Source organism: Mumia zhuanghuii, from assembly GCF_042681565.1.
Taxonomy (GTDB): domain Bacteria; phylum Actinomycetota; class Actinomycetes; order Propionibacteriales; family Nocardioidaceae; genus Mumia.
This window is the reverse complement of record NZ_JBHUFT010000008.1, coordinates 643621-658716: the sequence shown is the minus strand read 5'-3', so window position 1 is coordinate 658716 and position 15096 is coordinate 643621. Positions and strand designations below refer to the sequence as shown.

Genomic DNA, 15096 nt, shown 5'->3' with positions numbered 1-15096 from the left:
CGATGCATGTAGACCCCCTGCGCTCGGCGCCACCCCCGTGGCCGGTCTCCCCTGCACGCTAACCGTCATCCCGCGGCGTCGCAGACGAGGAAGTCCTCAACCCCGAGCGCGGCGAGGGCGAGCCGCACCGGTGCGGGGGCACGAGTCCGGTCCGGGTCGTGGACCAGCCGAGGGTGGGTGAAACGGAGATCCCGACCCCGTGTCCGTACGGTCGCCCCGCCGGCCGCGCGCACGTTGCGCACCCAGTCGGTCTCAGCTCCGTACACGAGCGCGAACGCGATCTCGTCGCCACGTCGGAAGACCGCGACGGGCGTGCGGAACGTCCGTCCCGACCGGCGGCCGCGGTGGCTCACGACGCCGAACCCAGGCATCCACGGCGCGACGTGAACGATGAGCCGGTTGGGGCCCGCCCGGTTGAGGCGTCCCGCGCTCTTGGGGATCGGCATCCTCGTACGGTGCCATGCGCCACGCTCACGCGCCATGATGGGGAGATGTCCGACGATCTCGAGGTGCTGGAGCGCTGGGTGCGTGCCGGCGGGACGTGGAGCGTGGTCAGTCGGACAGCGAGGCGCGCCACCGTTGCGCTGTGCCGCTGCGACGGCGGCGAGGAGGTCGACAGGCTGACGTCCGACGACCCGGCGTTCCTTGCGCACGTCGCGAGGGGTTGGACAGAAGGCTGAGGGCTTGGCTGCGGACCTCGGACCCCGCAGGATTGACCCATGAGATGCCCCAACGACGACACCACCCTCGTGATGAGCGAGCGCAGCGGGATCGAGATCGACTACTGCCCCGAGTGCCGCGGCGTCTGGCTGGACCGCGGTGAGCTCGACAAGATCATCGACCGCGCCGGGACGCAGGCAGCGCCCGCACCTGCAGCAGCGCCGGCGCCCGCCCCGACCTACCAGGAGCGGCCGCAGCAGTCATACCAGCAGCCGCGGTACGAGGAGCGCCGCGACGACCGCCGTTACGACGACCGCTCGTACAAGAAGAAGAAGAAGGAGAACTGGCTCTCCGACCTCTTCGACTGAGGTCCGATGTGGGGTGGGACGAGTCGGCGTACGGTCACTCGGTCACTCGTCCCGCTCGGCCTTCTCCGCGAGCGTCGCGAGCCGCCGGTCCCATGCCGCTGCTTGGCGCTGGAGGTCCCGTCCGAGCGCGCTGAGGGGGCCGCCGAGCGGACGGAAGACCACCTCGCGTCCGCGTCGCTCGGAGGTCACGAGCCCCACTGCGCGCAGGACCTCGAGGTGCTTCACGACGGCCTGGCGTGAGATCGGGAGCTCGGCCGCGAGCGCCGACGCCGAGGCGCCCCGCTGCCCGAGCCGTACGAGGATCCGCCAGCGCGTCGCGTCGCCGAGCGCGGCGAATACCGGTGCGGGTGATGTCGGTGCGCTCACGCGTCGCCGGTGACAGCGCTGACGGTGAGGTGGTCCCGTGCGACGACGAGCTCAATCTCCCAGCCCTCTGCGTTCTCGGCCAGCTTGGCCCGCCGCTCGTCCTCCGAGCCGCTGAGCGAGGCGAATCCGCTCTCGGCCACTCGCAGCGTCACTCCGCCGGGGCGCTCGTCGATCCAGAACTCGACCAGGGTCGACTCGTCGTCGGGCTCGGCCGCAGTGTGGTCGGCGATCCAACGGAACGCCGCGTACCGAGGCGGTTCCAGCGCGACCGTACGGAACGCGAAGACTCCATGCTGCGGGTCGCGGACGAGCGCCACGTCGCCCTCGTACTCGATCTCGTGCTCGACGTATGCCGTGCCGTCGTTGATGTACCAGCCGGGGATCGAGACCAGGTCCCACACCTCCTGGGCCGATGCGTCGATCTCCCGCCGCTTGTCGATCCTGTCGTGCGCGTCCATCTGCTGCCGCCCTTCGCGTCATCTGCCAACATGCAACCCTAGAGTTGCATCTCATCCCACGCCGACGCAAGTACCGCTCGCTACGCTGGCGCGACACCCGACGCAGGAGGAACGATGACCGACGACCGCATCCGCTTCACGCTCGACGAGTCGGAGATGCCGACCCACTGGTACAACATCGTCGCCGACCTCCCCACGCCGCCGCCCCCGCCGCTCCACCCGGCCACGCACGAGCCCGTCGGGCCCGACGACCTGGCTCCGCTCTTCCCGCCCGAGCTGATCGCTCAGGAGGTCACCACCGAGCGCTACGTCGAGATCCCCGAGGCCGTCCGCGACATCTACCGCCAGTACCGCCCGTCGCCCCTGGTCCGCGCCCGCCGCTGGGAGCAGAAGCTCGGCACGTCCGCGCGGATCTACTACAAGTACGAGGGTGTCTCGCCGGCCGGCTCCCACAAGACGAACACGTCCGTCCCGCAGGTCTACTACAACGCCCAGAACGGCATCACCCGGCTCACCACCGAGACCGGCGCCGGGCAGTGGGGCACGGCGCTGTCGTACGCGTGCGCGCTGTTCGGGCTCGAGTGCGAGGTGTGGCAGGTCGGCGCCTCGTACGACACCAAGCCGCAGCGCCGCACGCTCATCGAGGTCTTCGGCGGCAAGGTGCACCGGTCGCCGAGCACGCTGACCGAGTTTGGCAAGGGCTTCCCCACCGACCACCCCGGCTCGCTCGGCATCGCGATCACCGAGGCCGTCGAGCTCGCGGCGCAGGACGACGGCACCAAGTACGCCCTCGGCTCGGTCCTCAACCACGTCCTCCTGCACCAGACGGTGATCGGGGAAGAGGCGGTGCTCCAGCTCGCGAAGGCTGGCGAGTCCGGGGCCGATCTCGTCATCGGCTGCGCGGGCGGCGGCTCCAACTTCGCCGGGCTCGCCTTCCCGTTCCTGCGCGAGAAGCTCGCCGGACGCCAGCAGCCGCGTATCGTCGCCGTCGAGCCGTCCTCGTGCCCGACGCTCACGCGCGGCGAGTACCGGTACGACTTCGGTGACACCGGCGGCATGACGCCGCTGATGAAGATGTACACGCTCGGCCACGACTTCGTGCCGTCCACCATCCACGCCGGCGGGCTGCGCTACCACGCGATGGCTCCGCTGGTCTCGCACGTCGCGCACGAGGGGCTGATCGAGGCGGTCGCGCTCCACCAGAGCGAGTGCTTCGAGACCGCGATCGAGTTCGCCCGTACGGAGGGCATCGTCGCGGCGCCTGAGTCCTCGCACGCGCTCGCGCAGGCCCGTCGCGCGGCGCTCGCCGCGGCTGAGTCGGGCGAGGAGCCGGTCATCGTCATCGGCCTGTCGGGCCACGGGCTGCTCGAGCTCGGCGCGTACGACTCCTACCTCCACGGGCGGCTCGAGGACGACCCGCTGAGCGACGAGGCGCTCGCCGCGTCCCTGGCGGCCGTCCCCTCCGTCGGATGATCGAGGTCGCTCCCGGCGTCCTCGTCGCGACCCACCCGTTCTGCACCACGACCACCACCGTGGTCGTCGGGGCCGACGGGAGGGAGTGCCTTGTCGTCGACCCGGCGGTCACGGCGTCCGAGATCGACGCCCTGGCCGCGGAGCTCGCGTCACGCGAGCTCACGGTCACCGGGGCGTTCTCCACCCACCCGCACTGGGACCACCTCCTGTGGCGACCCGCGCTCGGCGACGCCCCACGGTGGGCGACGGCGCGCGGGGCGCAGCGGGCCCGCGCGGTCGAGGGCGACAACGCCGGCAAGGCGCGAGAAGCGCTCGCGGGTGTCGACCCGAGCGGCCTGAGCCGCGTGACCGCGCTCGCGCCTGGCGCGACCACGCTCCCCTGGACGGGGCGCCGGTGCCGGGTGCTGGAGCACCGCGCGCACGCCGTCGGGCACGCAGCGCTGCTCGTCGAGGACGTCGGCGTCCTGCTGGCGGGTGACATGCTGTCGGACGTCGAGCCGCCGCTGCTCGACCTCGAGGCGGCCGACCCGTGGGACGACTACGCGGCGGCGCTGGCGATGTTCGAGACGACAGCGCCCGACGTCTCGATCGTCGTGCCCGGGCACGGCACCGTCGGCGACCACGACGCGCTCGTACGACGGATCACCGCCGACCGCGCCTACCTTGCAGACCTCCGTTCTGGCGCGTCGACGGACCCCCGACTCGCCGGCGCCGCGGACTGGCTTCGCGACGAGCACGACGAGGCCGTACGACGGTTCGGCCGCTGAGCGACGGGCCGTCAGCGCGCGCCGCGCGACGCGAGCACCCGCGCGGCGACGTGGGGTGCCAGCAGGCTCTCCGGTCGAGCGACGAGCGCCGTCACCCGCAGGAGGGCGGCCGCGACGACCGGATCGCGGCGGGCCACCCGCTGCAGCCGGCGGACGTACCGCCCGATCAGCACGTCCGCACGCGTTTGTGTCCCCACGACTCCCGGCAGCTGCAGATCGGCTCCCCTGACGATCGTCCACGCGCCGTCGACGATCCGTGCCGCCTCCCGGGGGTATCGGGCGCGCACCTCGTCGAGGCCACCCGAGCCGACCGCGCGACCGAGCGCGACGGCCTGCATCGCGGCGAGGCTCATCCCGTGCCCGAAGGTCGGGTCGAGGCTGCAGATCGCGTCGCCCACCGCGGCGTACCCGAAGGGCAGGTCGCGAAGGCGCTCGAAGGCACGCCGTCGGCAGTCGGGGAACCGATAGGCGAAGGCGTCGTGCAGGGGTTCGCGGTCGTCGAGCAGGGTGGCGACCTCCGCCGCGACCACGTTCTCGGCGGCGCGCCGGAGCCCGTCGGCGTCGAGCGGCACAGGCTCGTCGCCGTACGCGAACAGCGTCAGCGTCCACGTGGCGTCCTCCTGCCGGATCGCGACCGCGCCCCGAGGCACCTCGGGCGTGGCGGCGGAGATCACGAACCTGCGGTCTGCGACGTCGCGGTCGAGCACCTTCACGTGGGTCGTCACGTACCGGATGCCGATCTCGATCCGTTCCTCGTCCGGAGGCGTGGCGCCGATCGCGGGCAACCACCGGTGCGCCCGTCCCGCGCGGCCGGTCGCGTCGACGACCAGATCCGACTCGATCACCCGCTCCGCGGGGTCAGCGTCGCGGTCGCGTGCGACGACACCGGTGACCCGGCCGTCGTGCGCCGTCAGCCGTGCGACATCCGTGGCGGTGCGGATCTCGATGGTCGGGAGCGCGGCGACACGGGAACGGAGGGTGTGCTCGAGGAGGAGCCGGGAGACGGCGACGCCGCCGGCCCCGGTCTCGCACTCGGCGACGAGCCCGCCTCCGACCCACCAGCGCCCCACGATGCCGACGTCCCCGTCGGCATGTGCACCAGCCTCGACCAGCGCGTCCGTGAAGCCCGGGAGCAGCGCGTCCATCGCGAACCGCCCGGAAGGGAGGAGTCCGTGCGTGTGGATCGCCTGTGGGGTGCCGGGCCGCGGCGCGGGTGTGTCAGGGAGGACGTCGCGCTCGAGGACGACGACGCGGTCGGCGTGCCGAGAGACGGCCGCCGCCGCGAGCAGTCCCGCGATGCTCCCGCCGATGACGACCACGGTGCCGAGACGTGCTGGGGTGGTGGACATGGGAACCTCCTGGATCCGGACCTCCTCAGCCTCGGGCCGTCAGGTGCTCACTCTCCAGACCGTTCTCTGTCCAGCTCCTGCCCGCTCGGCGGTCCGTGCAGCTCCCAGTCCCACAGGATCTCGTCGAGGCGGTCGATGCCGGCGGCGAGGTGCCGGCGGTAGGTGCTGAACGGCAGGCCCAGCACCTCGGCCGCCCTCTCCTGGGACCCGGCGGGCCGCAGGAAGGTGCGGTCCAGCGCCCGTACGGCGACCTCCGAGCGTGGACGCCGGGCGAGCACCGCGACGGCGTCACGGACCCGCGCGACGAGCGTCGCCGTCGGATCCTCACCCGACGTGACCAGGCGCGAGCCCACGAGCGGGTTGGTTCGGAGCCGAGGGGCGTCCGTGAGGTCCTTGAGGAGTGCCCGCACCGCGTGGCGGAAGTCGGCACGCGAGAGTGCCACCGCGGGGGCGACAGGGGGCGGGATGGCGCCGGTGTCGTCGAGTTCGCGAGCGCCCAGCCCTTCCAGCCAGTCCTCGTACGGGCTGCGGGCGAAGTCACGCGCCCACACGCCCACCTCGCGACCGTCGACCTCGCACGCACCGAACCGTTCGAAGCCGATGTACGTCCACACCGGCGCCCAGGCCGACTCGTGGGCGCTCGACACGACGACCCAACCGAGGTCCCTGAGACGCCATCCTCGCAGCGACTGCGCCGCCACCTGGTCGGACACGGGCCCGATGCGCCCGGGGGCCGTGGCGTCGAGCCCGATCTGATGGATCACCGCCTCCCCCGGCTCGGGCGGACGACGCTGGGCGAGCGCGGCGAGCGCCCAGCCCGTGACGACGTCGTGGTCCGCGACGTCGGGAGCAGCCCGGTCGAGGCGTACGGCCAGGCAGACGCCGCTGCGCCGGCCAGTGGCGTCCTCGAACACCGTCCACGCCTCGGGCTGCTCGCGCAGCCAGTACGCCGCCACGCTCGCGCGTGCCTCAGCGGCGAACGCGTCCACGACCCACTCGAGATCGCCCGACGCGAGCGGACGCGCCATCAGTGCGCCCAGGTCGTCGAACGCGTACAGGTCCTGCGCCTCAGGGTTCCCGCGGTGAAGGTGCAGGAGATCGGCGGCGAGGCGGTCCTGGTCCGCGCCCTCCGGCCGGCTCATCCGCTCCACGATGACAGCGCGGATCCGGCGGTGGAGGTCCACGAACGCGTCTCGGTCACGCCACCGGAGGTCCCTGTCGAGCGCGTCGCGCACGACCTCGTGGAGGGTCAGACCGTCGGGGTGCGACTCCGCGTACGGGCGTTCCCGAAGCCACTCCAGCAACCCGTCCGCGTCGCCGTCGTCCTGCGCGAGGACCTCGCGCAGCATGCCTCGGTCCACCCGTCGAGCGTGGCCGCAGACGTGCAGCGCGGCCCGCTGGAGCGGGGTGACGCCCTCGTCGAGGAACCGGCCGAGGAGCGCTGCGGTCACGTCCGGGTCGGAGCGCAGCGGGCTCGTGCCGGCCGCGCTGCTCGCGCCCGTGCGCGCGTCGGTCGCGACGACGATCGCCAGCGGATGGCCCCGGCTGTCACGGACCACTCCCGCGGCGGTCTCCTCGTCGCTCACGCCTCGTGACCGCACCAGTGCCGCGGCCGCCTCGGGGTCGAGGTTCCGGACCGGGACGACTAGGCCGTACGCGGCGAAGGCAGGGTCCGTACGCCACGAGGCCGGAGGAGGTCGCCGCCCCGCGAGGAGGACGTGCGCACCCGCGGGAAGAGCGGGGACGAAGGAGCGCCAGAACCAGCCCGCCGTCTGCTCGGCGAGCTCGAAGCGATCGATCGCGAGGACGGACTCGGGGTCGCCCGCGGAGCCGTCCGTCAACCCGCACGTCTCGCTCAGCCGCTCCCTGAACCCGACAGATCCCGGGTCCAGGTCAGCGCAGTCGAGGCTGACGACCGTTCGCCCGGCGGTGATCGCGTCCGTGACGACCGCATCGAGCAGCACGGACTTGCCCACCCCGCCGGGTCCGTGCAGGTACGCCAGCATCCGGCTGTCGTCGTCCAGGAAGGCGCGCAGGGCCGCCAGCTCGTCGTCACGACCGACCAGTGCGTGCCGACGAGCGCGGTCGAACAGGTCGCGTGCCGTACCGGTCACGACGTCATCGTCGCACGGGCGAGCCGCGTTCTCCGCCCATCAGCGGTCAGCGGTCGAGCGCGATCCGGCGGCCGTGCTCGGCGAGCACGCCGCGCACCTCGTCCTCGTCGACGGCATCGAGGAACCGCTCGCCCGGTGTCTCGAAGAGCTGCCGGCGGACACCTGGCGCGACCCGTCCCATCCCGAGTGGCCAGAACGTCCCCCAGTGCACGGGGACCGCCCACCGCGCGCCGACGCGTCGTACGAGGTCTGCTGCGTCGGCGGGGCCGACGTGATCGTCGCCGAGCGTCGGCCCCCACCCGCCCACCGGGACGAGCGCGAGATCGACCGGCCTCACGTCGGAGACGTCCGTGGCCGGGCCCGTGTCGCCGGGAAACCACAGCGACCGCCCCGCGCCCTCGACCCGGAACCCGACGGGCTGCGCGGCCTTGCGCGACCATCGATGGCGAGTCGCGGGGTGGTCGGCCGCCGACACCTCGACACGCACGCCGGCGACGGTGAGCCGGTCCCCCGGGCTCGCCTCAAGGACGTCGAGCCCGGTACGGGCGAGGAGATCGCGACTGCCGGCGGGGACGACGACCGGCGTGCCCGCGGCGAGCCGGCGCAGCGACGGCAGGTGGAAGTGGTCCATGTGGAGGTGCGAGACCAGCACGAGGTCAGCGGCCGTCGCCTCGTCCGTCGGCGAGGTCGCGTGGCGACGCAGATGGACGAAGCGGTCCACAAAGACAGGATCGGTGAGCACTCGGGTCGCCCCCAGCTCGACCGTCGTGGTCGAGTGCCCCCACCAGGTCACCGCGAGCCCGCTCACCTGCGCACTCTACGACTCAGCCGCTCTTCGCGAAGGGTGACGGAGGCAGGTCCGCCACTGCGGCCACGTCGTCGCCGTGGGGCTGGACATCAAGGCGCCGCCGATCACCTCGCCCGCGAGGGTGCACTTTGTTCGGCTCGGAGGGAGGATCGAGGCAGAAACGACAAGACCCTGTCCGCCGGTGTCTGGCGGACAGGGTCTGTGATCGGTGGAGCTACGGGGATTCGAACCCCGGACCTCTTCCATGCCATGGAAGCGCGCTACCAACTGCGCCATAGCCCCGCGCTGAGCAGTTTTTCACTCAGCGAGCAGACTCGATCTTAGCGGGTCGCTCCACGGGAACCGAAATCGGGGTCCCCCTCCCGGGTACGAGCCCCGTCGTCCGAGGCATCGGCGTCGTCGCTCATCTCCGGGACCGGGAGGTTGCCGGCGTTCCACTCGGTGACCTGCCACCGCCCGAAGCCCTCCTGGAGCACCGCCCAGCAGCCGTTGCTGAAGCCGCCGAACGAGCGCCAGTGCTCCTGCGGGAGGCCCACGAAGGCGCACACGCCGACCCGGATGACGGCGCCGTGGGCGACGACGACCACCGTCTCGTCCTTGTCCATGACGGCGATCAGCTCGCGCAGCGCTGCGCCGAACCGCTCGGCCGCGTCGGCGTGCGACTCGCCACCGGGCGACACGATCTCCTCGCCGCGTCGGAAACGCGCCTCGAGGTCGGGGTAGCGCGCGTGGATCTCGTGGCGCGTCAGCCCCTCACGTTCGCCGAAGGCGACCTCGCGGAGCCGGACGTCGGTCTCCACAGGCACGTCGACGATCCTCGAGAGCGCCGCGGCGGTCGCGCTCGCCCGCTGCAGGTCCGAGCTGACGATGCGCGTCGGGTTGAGCACGGCAAGCCGCGACGCCATCTCTGCGGCCTGCGCGCGCCCGGTCGCGTTGAGCATCGTGTCCGTCTGGCCCTGCAGGCGACCTGCGAGGTTCCAGTCGGTCTGACCGTGGCGCCAGACGATGACCCGCCGACTCATGCGTCGGCGACCGGCGGCTCGCCGGCCAACGGCACGCCGTCGGTGTCCTCGCCCTCTCGTACGGCCTGCGACGTCGCAGGTGCCTTGCCGGCGGCATCGCCGAGGCCGGACAGCGGGATCGCCGGGCAGTCGCCCCATAGCCGCTCGAGCGCGTAGAACGAGCGGTCTTCGTCGTGCTGGACGTGCACCACGATGTCGGCGTAGTCGAGCAGGACCCAGCGCCCCTCACGCTCGCCCTCACGACGGACGACCTTCGCGCCGTGCTCGAGCAGCTTCTCCTGCACGGCGTCGACCACCGCACGCACCTGGCGGTCGTTGGACGCCGACGCGATCACGAACACGTCGGTGATGACGAGGTGCTCAGAAACGTCGAAGGCGATGATCTCGTGCGCGAGCTTGTCGGCGGCGGCAGCTGCCGCCACCTGCGTCAGCTCCAGCGCACGCGGCGATGCGGTCACGGCTGTCTCCCGTTCGGGTGGTGAGATTTGCGAGGAGTGGTCGCCCCGGTGGCGTCCACGTAGAGGCGGTGCTTAGCGATGTACTGGACGACGCCGTCAGGGACCAGATACCAGACGGGCTCGCCCCCACCGACCCGCTCCCGGCAGTCGGTCGAGGAGATCGCCAGAGCGGGGATCTCGACGATGGTGACCCGGTCCTTGGGCAGGGCGTCGAGCGTCTTCATGTCGATGACGTGCCCAGGACGGGTGCACCCCACGAAGTGCGCGAGGTCAAACATCTCCTCGGTGTCGCGCCAGGTGAGGATCTGCGCGAGGGCGTCGGCGCCGGTGATGAAGTAGAGGTCGACCTCGCCGCCGTAGTGGGCGCGGAGGTCGCGCAGGGTGTCGATCGTGTACGTCGGCCCCGAGCGGTCGATGTCGACACGACTCACCCAGAACTTCGGGTTGGAGGCGGTGGCGATGACCGTCATCAAGTAGCGGTCCTCGCCGGGCGAGACCTTGCGGTCGGCCTTCTGCCACGGCTCACCCGTCGGGACGAACACGACCTCGTCGAGTCCGAACCACGACTGGACCTCCGATCCCGCCACGAGGTGACCGTGATGGATGGGGTCGAACGTCCCACCCATCACCCCCACGCGGGGGCGCCGGCCGGCCTCGAGCGGCAGGCTCATCAGGAGTGCTCGCGCCCCTTGCCGAAGGCGAAGAGCCCGACGAGGAGGAGGACGAAGAGAAGGAGCACCGCACCGCTGACGACGTACGGCGACAGGGCTTCCTCCTGCTCGGCGCTCTGCGCCAGGAGGTCGGTGAAGACGGATCCGGTGAACGACATGAGCGCCAATCTACCGTCCGAGCCTGCTGCGCGTACGAACGACCCCGGGCTCAGCGCACGTGGCCGTCACCTGTGACGACGAAGGTGGTCGTGGTCATCTCGGGCAGACCCATCGGGCCCCGCGCGTGGAGCTTCTGGGTGGAGATGCCGATCTCGGCACCCATGCCCAGCTCACCGCCGTCCGTGAAGCGCGTGGACGCGTTGATCATGATCGCGGCGGCGTCCACCGCCGCGGTGAACCGCTGGGCCGTCGCCAGCGAGCGCGTGACGATCGCCTCGGTGTGGCCCGACGAGTACGTCCGGATGTGGGCGACCGCATCCTCGAACGAGTCGACGACGCGGGCCGCGATGTCGAGCGAGAGGTATTCGGTCGCGTAGTCGTCGTCCGTCGCCGTCACGACCGCCTCGTCGGCCGCGAGGAACGCGGCATCGCCGTGGATGGTGACCTCCCGCTCCAGAAGGGCGGCGACGACCCTCGGCAAGAACTCGTCGGCGACCGCCTTGTGCACCAGGAGCGACTCCGCCGCGTTGCAGACGCTCGTGCGCTGCGTCTTGGCGTTGACGACGATCTCGAGCGCCATGTCGAGGTCGGCCTCGGCATCGACGTAGACGTGGACGTTGCCGGTCCCCGTCTCGATCACCGGCACCAGGGACTCCCGGACGACCGTCTGGATCAGGCCCGCTCCCCCTCGCGGGATCACGAGGTCGACGAGTCCACGTGCCCGAAGGAGCGCCGTCGAGCTCGAGCGGTCGGACGGGTCGATCGCCGAAATCGCATCAGCCGGCAGCCCCGCGGAGGCGACCGCGTCACGGAGGATCGCCGTGATCGCAGCGTTCGAGGCCGCTGCCGAGCCGGAGCCGCGCAGCAGCACCGCATTGCCCGCCTTCAGGCAGATCGCGGCCGCGTCAGCGGTCACGTTCGGGCGACCCTCGTAGATCATCCCGATGACACCGATCGGCACCCGTACCTGGCGAAGCTGGAGCCCGTTGGCCAGCGTCGATCCCCGGACGACCTCACCGACCGGGTCGGGAAGTGCCGCGATGTCGCGGGTGCCCTGTGCCATCGCGGCGACACGATCGGCATCGAGACGCAACCGGTCGATGAGGTGCTCGCCGAGCCCAGAGGCGCGCCCCTTCTCCACGTCCGTCGCGTTGGCAGCGAGGATCTCGTCGGTGTGCGCGACGAGCGCGTCGGCCATCGCGTGGAGGGCCGCGTCCTTGGCCGCGCGTGGGACCGCACGCAGATCGAGGGCTGCTGCGCGGGCCGACCGGGCGGCGGCGTGGACGTGGGATTCGAGGTCGTGGCTCACGACTTCAGGATAGTGACTCAGAAGTGGACCGGAGTCGGGGCGACCATCCCCGCGCCGGGGTCGTCGAACGTCTCGCCCATGGGCGTCCGTAGGTGGTACGTCGGCTGGTCGAGCACCTCGAGCCCGACCACGTCCCACCGCGGCAGCCCGGCGGAGCCACGGTGCTCCCCCCACACGCGCATCGCCATGGCCGCGACGTCGAGCATCTCGCTCGCCTGCTCCCAGTAGCAGATCTCGGCTCGGTCGACGTCGTAGCGCAGCGAGTGGAGGAAAGCGTGCTCGTCACGCAGGCGCAGCATCGCCGTCCGTACGGCGTCGTCGTCGTGCGGTGCCCCCGCCACTGTCAGTGCGACGTGCCACAGCTTGTGCTGGCCGACCACGAGCCCTCCCTCGGCTTTGGATGTCCGCGGAACACCCTATCCGGCAGGTGTTCGGCACGTGATGAAGTTACGAGGATTGGCTCAGAGCACGACGAGGTCGTCGCGGTGCACCAGTTCGCGCTCGTACTCGGCACCCAGCTCGGCGGCCAGGTCGTGAGTCGAGCGACCGATCATCCGCGGCAGCTCCGAGGCGTCGTAGTTCACCAAACCTCTGGCGACAACCGTGCCGTCCTCGGCCGCGAGGTCGACCGGGTCACCGGAGTCGAAGGCACCCTGGACCCCGACCACACCGGCGGGCAAGAGCGATGCCCGGCGCTCGACCAGCGCGCGCACGGCACCCGCGTCGAGCACCAGAGTGCCCTTGCCCGTGGTCGCATGGGCGAGCCAGAGCAGGCGGGTGGGCCGCCGGCGACCGGTCGGGTGGAAGGTCGTGCCGACCGGCTTGCCCTCGAGCGCCTCTCCCACCTGCGCCGCACTCGTGAGCACCACGGGGATGCCGGCTCCCGTGGCGATGCGGGCGGCCTCGACCTTGGTCACCATCCCGCCCGTACCGACCTTGGACTGGCTCGGCTTGGCGAGGTCGAGGCCCTCCAGGTCACCGTCGCTGCGGACATCGGGGATCAAGGACGTCCCCGGAAGCGTCGGGTTGCCGTCGTACAGTCCGTCGACGTCCGAGAGCAGCACGAGCCGGTCGGCGTGGACGAGGTGGGCGACGAGCGCCGCCAGCCGGTCGTTGTCGCCGAAGCGGATCTCACCTGTGGCGACCGTGTCGTTCTCGTTGACGACGGGCACGACGCCGAGGTCCAGCAGGCGGGCCAGTGTCCGGTAGGCGTTGCGGTAGTGGGTGCGGCGGACGACGTCGTCCACGGTCAGCAGCACCTGGCCGACGACGAGGTCGTGGCGCGCGAACCGTTCGGTGTAGCGCGCCACCAGCAGCCCCTGCCCCACGCTCGCCGCCGCCTGCTGGGTCGCGAGGTCGCGTGGGCGCGCGGGAAGGCCGAGAGGCCTCAGCCCTGACGCGATAGCGCCGGAGCTCACGAGCACGACCTCGTCGCCCCGCTCGCGGGCGGCAGCGAGCGCGTCGACGAGCGTGTGCAAGCGTGACAGGTCGAGCCCCCCGTCCGCCGAGCTGAGCGACGACGAGCCGACCTTGACGACGATCCTCACGACGTCACCCCCACAATGCCTGCCTCACTCCTCGTCGTCCTCCGACCACAGGTTGTCGGGGACGACCCTGTCCCCCTCGCGGACCTCGCGCGCCGTCTGCTCGAACTCGCGCTTGCGGGCGAGGTCGTCGCGGCGCTGCTTGTTGGTACGGCGATGGTTCTCGATGAGTCGGTCGTCCTCGCCGCGACGCGAGCCGAGCAGCTCGGCCCCGGCACTGATCTGCGGGTCGAAGTCGAACACCACGGCATCGTCGACGCTGCCGATGACGACATCGTCGCCGGCCTCGGCTCCCATCGCGAGCAGCCGCGTCTCGACACCGAGCCGGTTCAGGCGGTCGGCGAGGAATCCGACGGCCTCGTCGTTGGTGAAGTCGGTCTGGCGCACCCACCGCTCGGGCTTCTCGCCGCGGACGATCCACTGACCGCCCACATGAGTGATGGTGAAGTCGTCGCCGCCGTCGGCCGAGCGAGGCTGCAGGATCGTCCGTGTGGCCGGAGCGGGCGTGGTGGCCTTGCGGGACGACGCGACGACCTCTGCCATCGCGTACGACAGCGCCTTGAGGCCCTCGTGGCTCGCCGCGGAGATCTCGAAGACCTCCAGGCCACGCTCCTCCAGCTCGCCCCGGACGAACTCGGCGATCGTCTTGGCGTCGGGGACGTCGACCTTGTTGAGGGCGACCAGTCGCGGCCGGTCGTCGAGGCCGCCGTACGCGCTGAGCTCGCCCTCGATGACGTCGAGGTCGGTCAGCGGATCGCGACCGGGCTCGATGGTCGCACAGTCGATGACGTGCACGAGCGCCGCGCACCGCTCCACGTGCCGCAGGAAGTCGTGGCCCAGGCCGCGGCCGTCGGCCGCGCCCTCGATGAGGCCGGGGACGTCGGCGACCGTGTACGTGGTGTCACCCGCCACGACCACCCCGAGGTTCGGGACGAGCGTCGTGAACGGATAGTCGGCGATCTTGGGACGGGCGCGCGACAGCGCCGCGATCAGGCTGGACTTGCCCGCGCTGGGGAATCCGACGAGGCCGATGTCGGCGACGACCTTGAGCTCGAGGGTGATCGAGCGCTCGTCTCCCGGCTCGCCCTTGAGCGCGAACCCCGGAGCCTTGCGCTTGCTCGAGGCGAGCGCCGCGTTGCCGAGGCCGCCCCGTCCGCCCTGCGCGACGACGAGCTCGGTGCCCTGGCCGACGAGGTCGGCGAGGAGCTCGCCATCGGCGCCTCGAACGACGGTGCCCTCCGGCACCGGGAGCACCAGGTCGTCGCCCTGCCCGCCGTTGCGGTTGCCGCCGCTGCCGTGGGTTCCCTTGCCGCCTCGGCGGTGGGGCTCGTGGTAGTAGTCGACCAGCGTGGTCACGTCAGGAGAGACCCGCAGGACGACGTCGCCGCCGTGGCCTCCGTTGCCTCCGTCGGGGCCGCCGAGCGGCTTGAACTTCTCGCGGTGCACCGAGGCGATGCCGTTGCCGCCGTCACCGCCCTTGACGTGCAGGGTCACCTTGTCGACGAACGTCGGGACTGCCATCCGTGCCACCTCCTCAGGATTGTCTCTCGTACGGGTGTGCTCGCGCCGA

General features: G+C 71.6%; 18 protein-coding genes and 1 tRNA gene. 4 read left to right on the top strand and 15 right to left on the bottom strand.

What is annotated here, in order from left to right; all coding sequences use genetic code 11:
• Nucleotides 1-65 precede the first annotated feature (65 nt).
• On the bottom strand, nt 66-446 hold the full coding sequence (locus ACFSDF_RS11555; protein ID WP_167007753.1) for a nitroreductase family deazaflavin-dependent oxidoreductase: 381 nt from the start codon (nt 444-446) through the stop codon (nt 66-68).
• 45 nt (nt 447-491) lie between these two features.
• Between ACFSDF_RS11555 and ACFSDF_RS11550 the strand changes: the two genes are divergently transcribed.
• A complete protein-coding gene (locus ACFSDF_RS11550) occupies nt 492-680 on the top strand; it encodes a hypothetical protein (protein WP_167007750.1) in 189 nt (62 codons plus the stop codon).
• 39 nt (nt 681-719) lie between these two features.
• On the top strand, nt 720-1028 hold the full coding sequence (locus ACFSDF_RS11545; protein WP_167007748.1) for a TFIIB-type zinc ribbon-containing protein: 309 nt from the start codon (nt 720-722) through the stop codon (nt 1026-1028).
• A gap of 42 nt (nt 1029-1070) precedes the next feature.
• Here the strand turns inward: ACFSDF_RS11545 and ACFSDF_RS11540 are convergent, their stop codons facing one another.
• Together ACFSDF_RS11540 and ACFSDF_RS11535 are read right to left on the bottom strand one after the other, a co-directional pair.
• Nucleotides 1071-1394 carry an ArsR/SmtB family transcription factor gene (locus ACFSDF_RS11540; protein ID WP_167007746.1) on the bottom strand — a complete coding sequence of 108 codons (324 nt, stop codon included), beginning with the start codon at nt 1392-1394 and terminating at the stop codon, nt 1071-1073.
• Nucleotides 1391-1852 carry an SRPBCC family protein gene (locus tag ACFSDF_RS11535; RefSeq protein ID WP_167007744.1) on the bottom strand — a complete coding sequence of 154 codons (462 nt, stop codon included), beginning with the start codon at nt 1850-1852 and terminating at the stop codon, nt 1391-1393. The genes ACFSDF_RS11540 and ACFSDF_RS11535 overlap by 4 nt, the downstream gene beginning before the upstream one ends.
• 114 nt (nt 1853-1966) lie before the next feature.
• Between ACFSDF_RS11535 and ACFSDF_RS11530 the strand changes: the two genes are divergently transcribed.
• Complete coding sequence (locus ACFSDF_RS11530) at nt 1967-3325, top strand: TrpB-like pyridoxal phosphate-dependent enzyme (protein WP_377157583.1); 1359 nt, start codon at nt 1967-1969, stop codon at nt 3323-3325.
• Complete coding sequence (locus ACFSDF_RS11525; protein WP_167007739.1) at nt 3322-4092, top strand: MBL fold metallo-hydrolase; 771 nt, start codon at nt 3322-3324, stop codon at nt 4090-4092. Before ACFSDF_RS11530 ends, ACFSDF_RS11525 begins: the two co-directional genes overlap by 4 nt.
• 11 nt (nt 4093-4103) lie before the next feature.
• On the opposite strand, the gene ACFSDF_RS11520 is transcribed toward ACFSDF_RS11525, so the two are convergent.
• The 12 genes from ACFSDF_RS11520 to obgE all read right to left on the bottom strand — a co-directional run bounded on the left by ACFSDF_RS11520 (nt 4104) and on the right by obgE (nt 15047).
• Nucleotides 4104-5441 (bottom strand): NAD(P)/FAD-dependent oxidoreductase, encoded by a 1338-nt coding sequence (locus ACFSDF_RS11520; RefSeq protein ID WP_377157581.1) that lies wholly within the window; start codon nt 5439-5441, stop codon nt 4104-4106.
• Nucleotides 5442-5488: 47 nt separating this feature from the next.
• Nucleotides 5489-7555: an ATP-binding protein gene (locus tag ACFSDF_RS11515; RefSeq protein WP_377157579.1), complete on the bottom strand. Its 2067-nt coding sequence runs from the start codon at nt 7553-7555 to the stop codon at nt 5489-5491.
• 46 nt (nt 7556-7601) lie between these two features.
• The gene (locus ACFSDF_RS11510; protein ID WP_377157577.1) at nt 7602-8363 is read right to left on the bottom strand and encodes an MBL fold metallo-hydrolase; all 762 of its coding nucleotides are present in this window, start codon (nt 8361-8363) and stop codon (nt 7602-7604) included.
• Between the two features lie 209 nt (nt 8364-8572).
• Nucleotides 8573-8645, bottom strand: a tRNA-Ala gene (locus tag ACFSDF_RS11505).
• A gap of 38 nt (nt 8646-8683) precedes the next feature.
• Nucleotides 8684-9385: a histidine phosphatase family protein gene (locus ACFSDF_RS11500; RefSeq protein WP_167007727.1), complete on the bottom strand. Its 702-nt coding sequence runs from the start codon at nt 9383-9385 to the stop codon at nt 8684-8686.
• Entirely contained in the window at nt 9382-9843 is a 462-nt protein-coding gene (gene rsfS / locus ACFSDF_RS11495) for a ribosome silencing factor (protein WP_167251976.1), read from the bottom strand. The genes ACFSDF_RS11500 and rsfS overlap by 4 nt, the downstream gene beginning before the upstream one ends.
• Entirely contained in the window at nt 9840-10514 is a 675-nt protein-coding gene (nadD, locus tag ACFSDF_RS11490) for a nicotinate-nucleotide adenylyltransferase (protein ID WP_167007721.1), read from the bottom strand. Before nadD ends, rsfS begins: the two co-directional genes overlap by 4 nt.
• The gene (locus ACFSDF_RS11485) at nt 10514-10672 is read right to left on the bottom strand and encodes a hypothetical protein (protein WP_167007260.1); all 159 of its coding nucleotides are present in this window, start codon (nt 10670-10672) and stop codon (nt 10514-10516) included. Before ACFSDF_RS11485 ends, nadD begins: the two co-directional genes overlap by 1 nt.
• Before the next feature lie 50 nt (nt 10673-10722).
• Nucleotides 10723-11982: a glutamate-5-semialdehyde dehydrogenase gene (locus ACFSDF_RS11480; RefSeq protein ID WP_182397152.1), complete on the bottom strand. Its 1260-nt coding sequence runs from the start codon at nt 11980-11982 to the stop codon at nt 10723-10725.
• A gap of 17 nt (nt 11983-11999) precedes the next feature.
• Entirely contained in the window at nt 12000-12362 is a 363-nt protein-coding gene (locus ACFSDF_RS11475; protein ID WP_208322497.1) for a hypothetical protein, read from the bottom strand.
• A gap of 81 nt (nt 12363-12443) precedes the next feature.
• On the bottom strand, nt 12444-13529 hold the full coding sequence (gene proB, locus ACFSDF_RS11470; RefSeq protein WP_167007716.1) for a glutamate 5-kinase: 1086 nt from the start codon (nt 13527-13529) through the stop codon (nt 12444-12446).
• A gap of 24 nt (nt 13530-13553) precedes the next feature.
• Nucleotides 13554-15047, bottom strand: coding sequence for a GTPase ObgE (gene obgE, locus ACFSDF_RS11465; RefSeq protein WP_167007713.1), 1494 nt, complete (start codon nt 15045-15047; stop codon nt 13554-13556).
• Between the last annotated feature and the right edge of the window lie 49 nt (nt 15048-15096).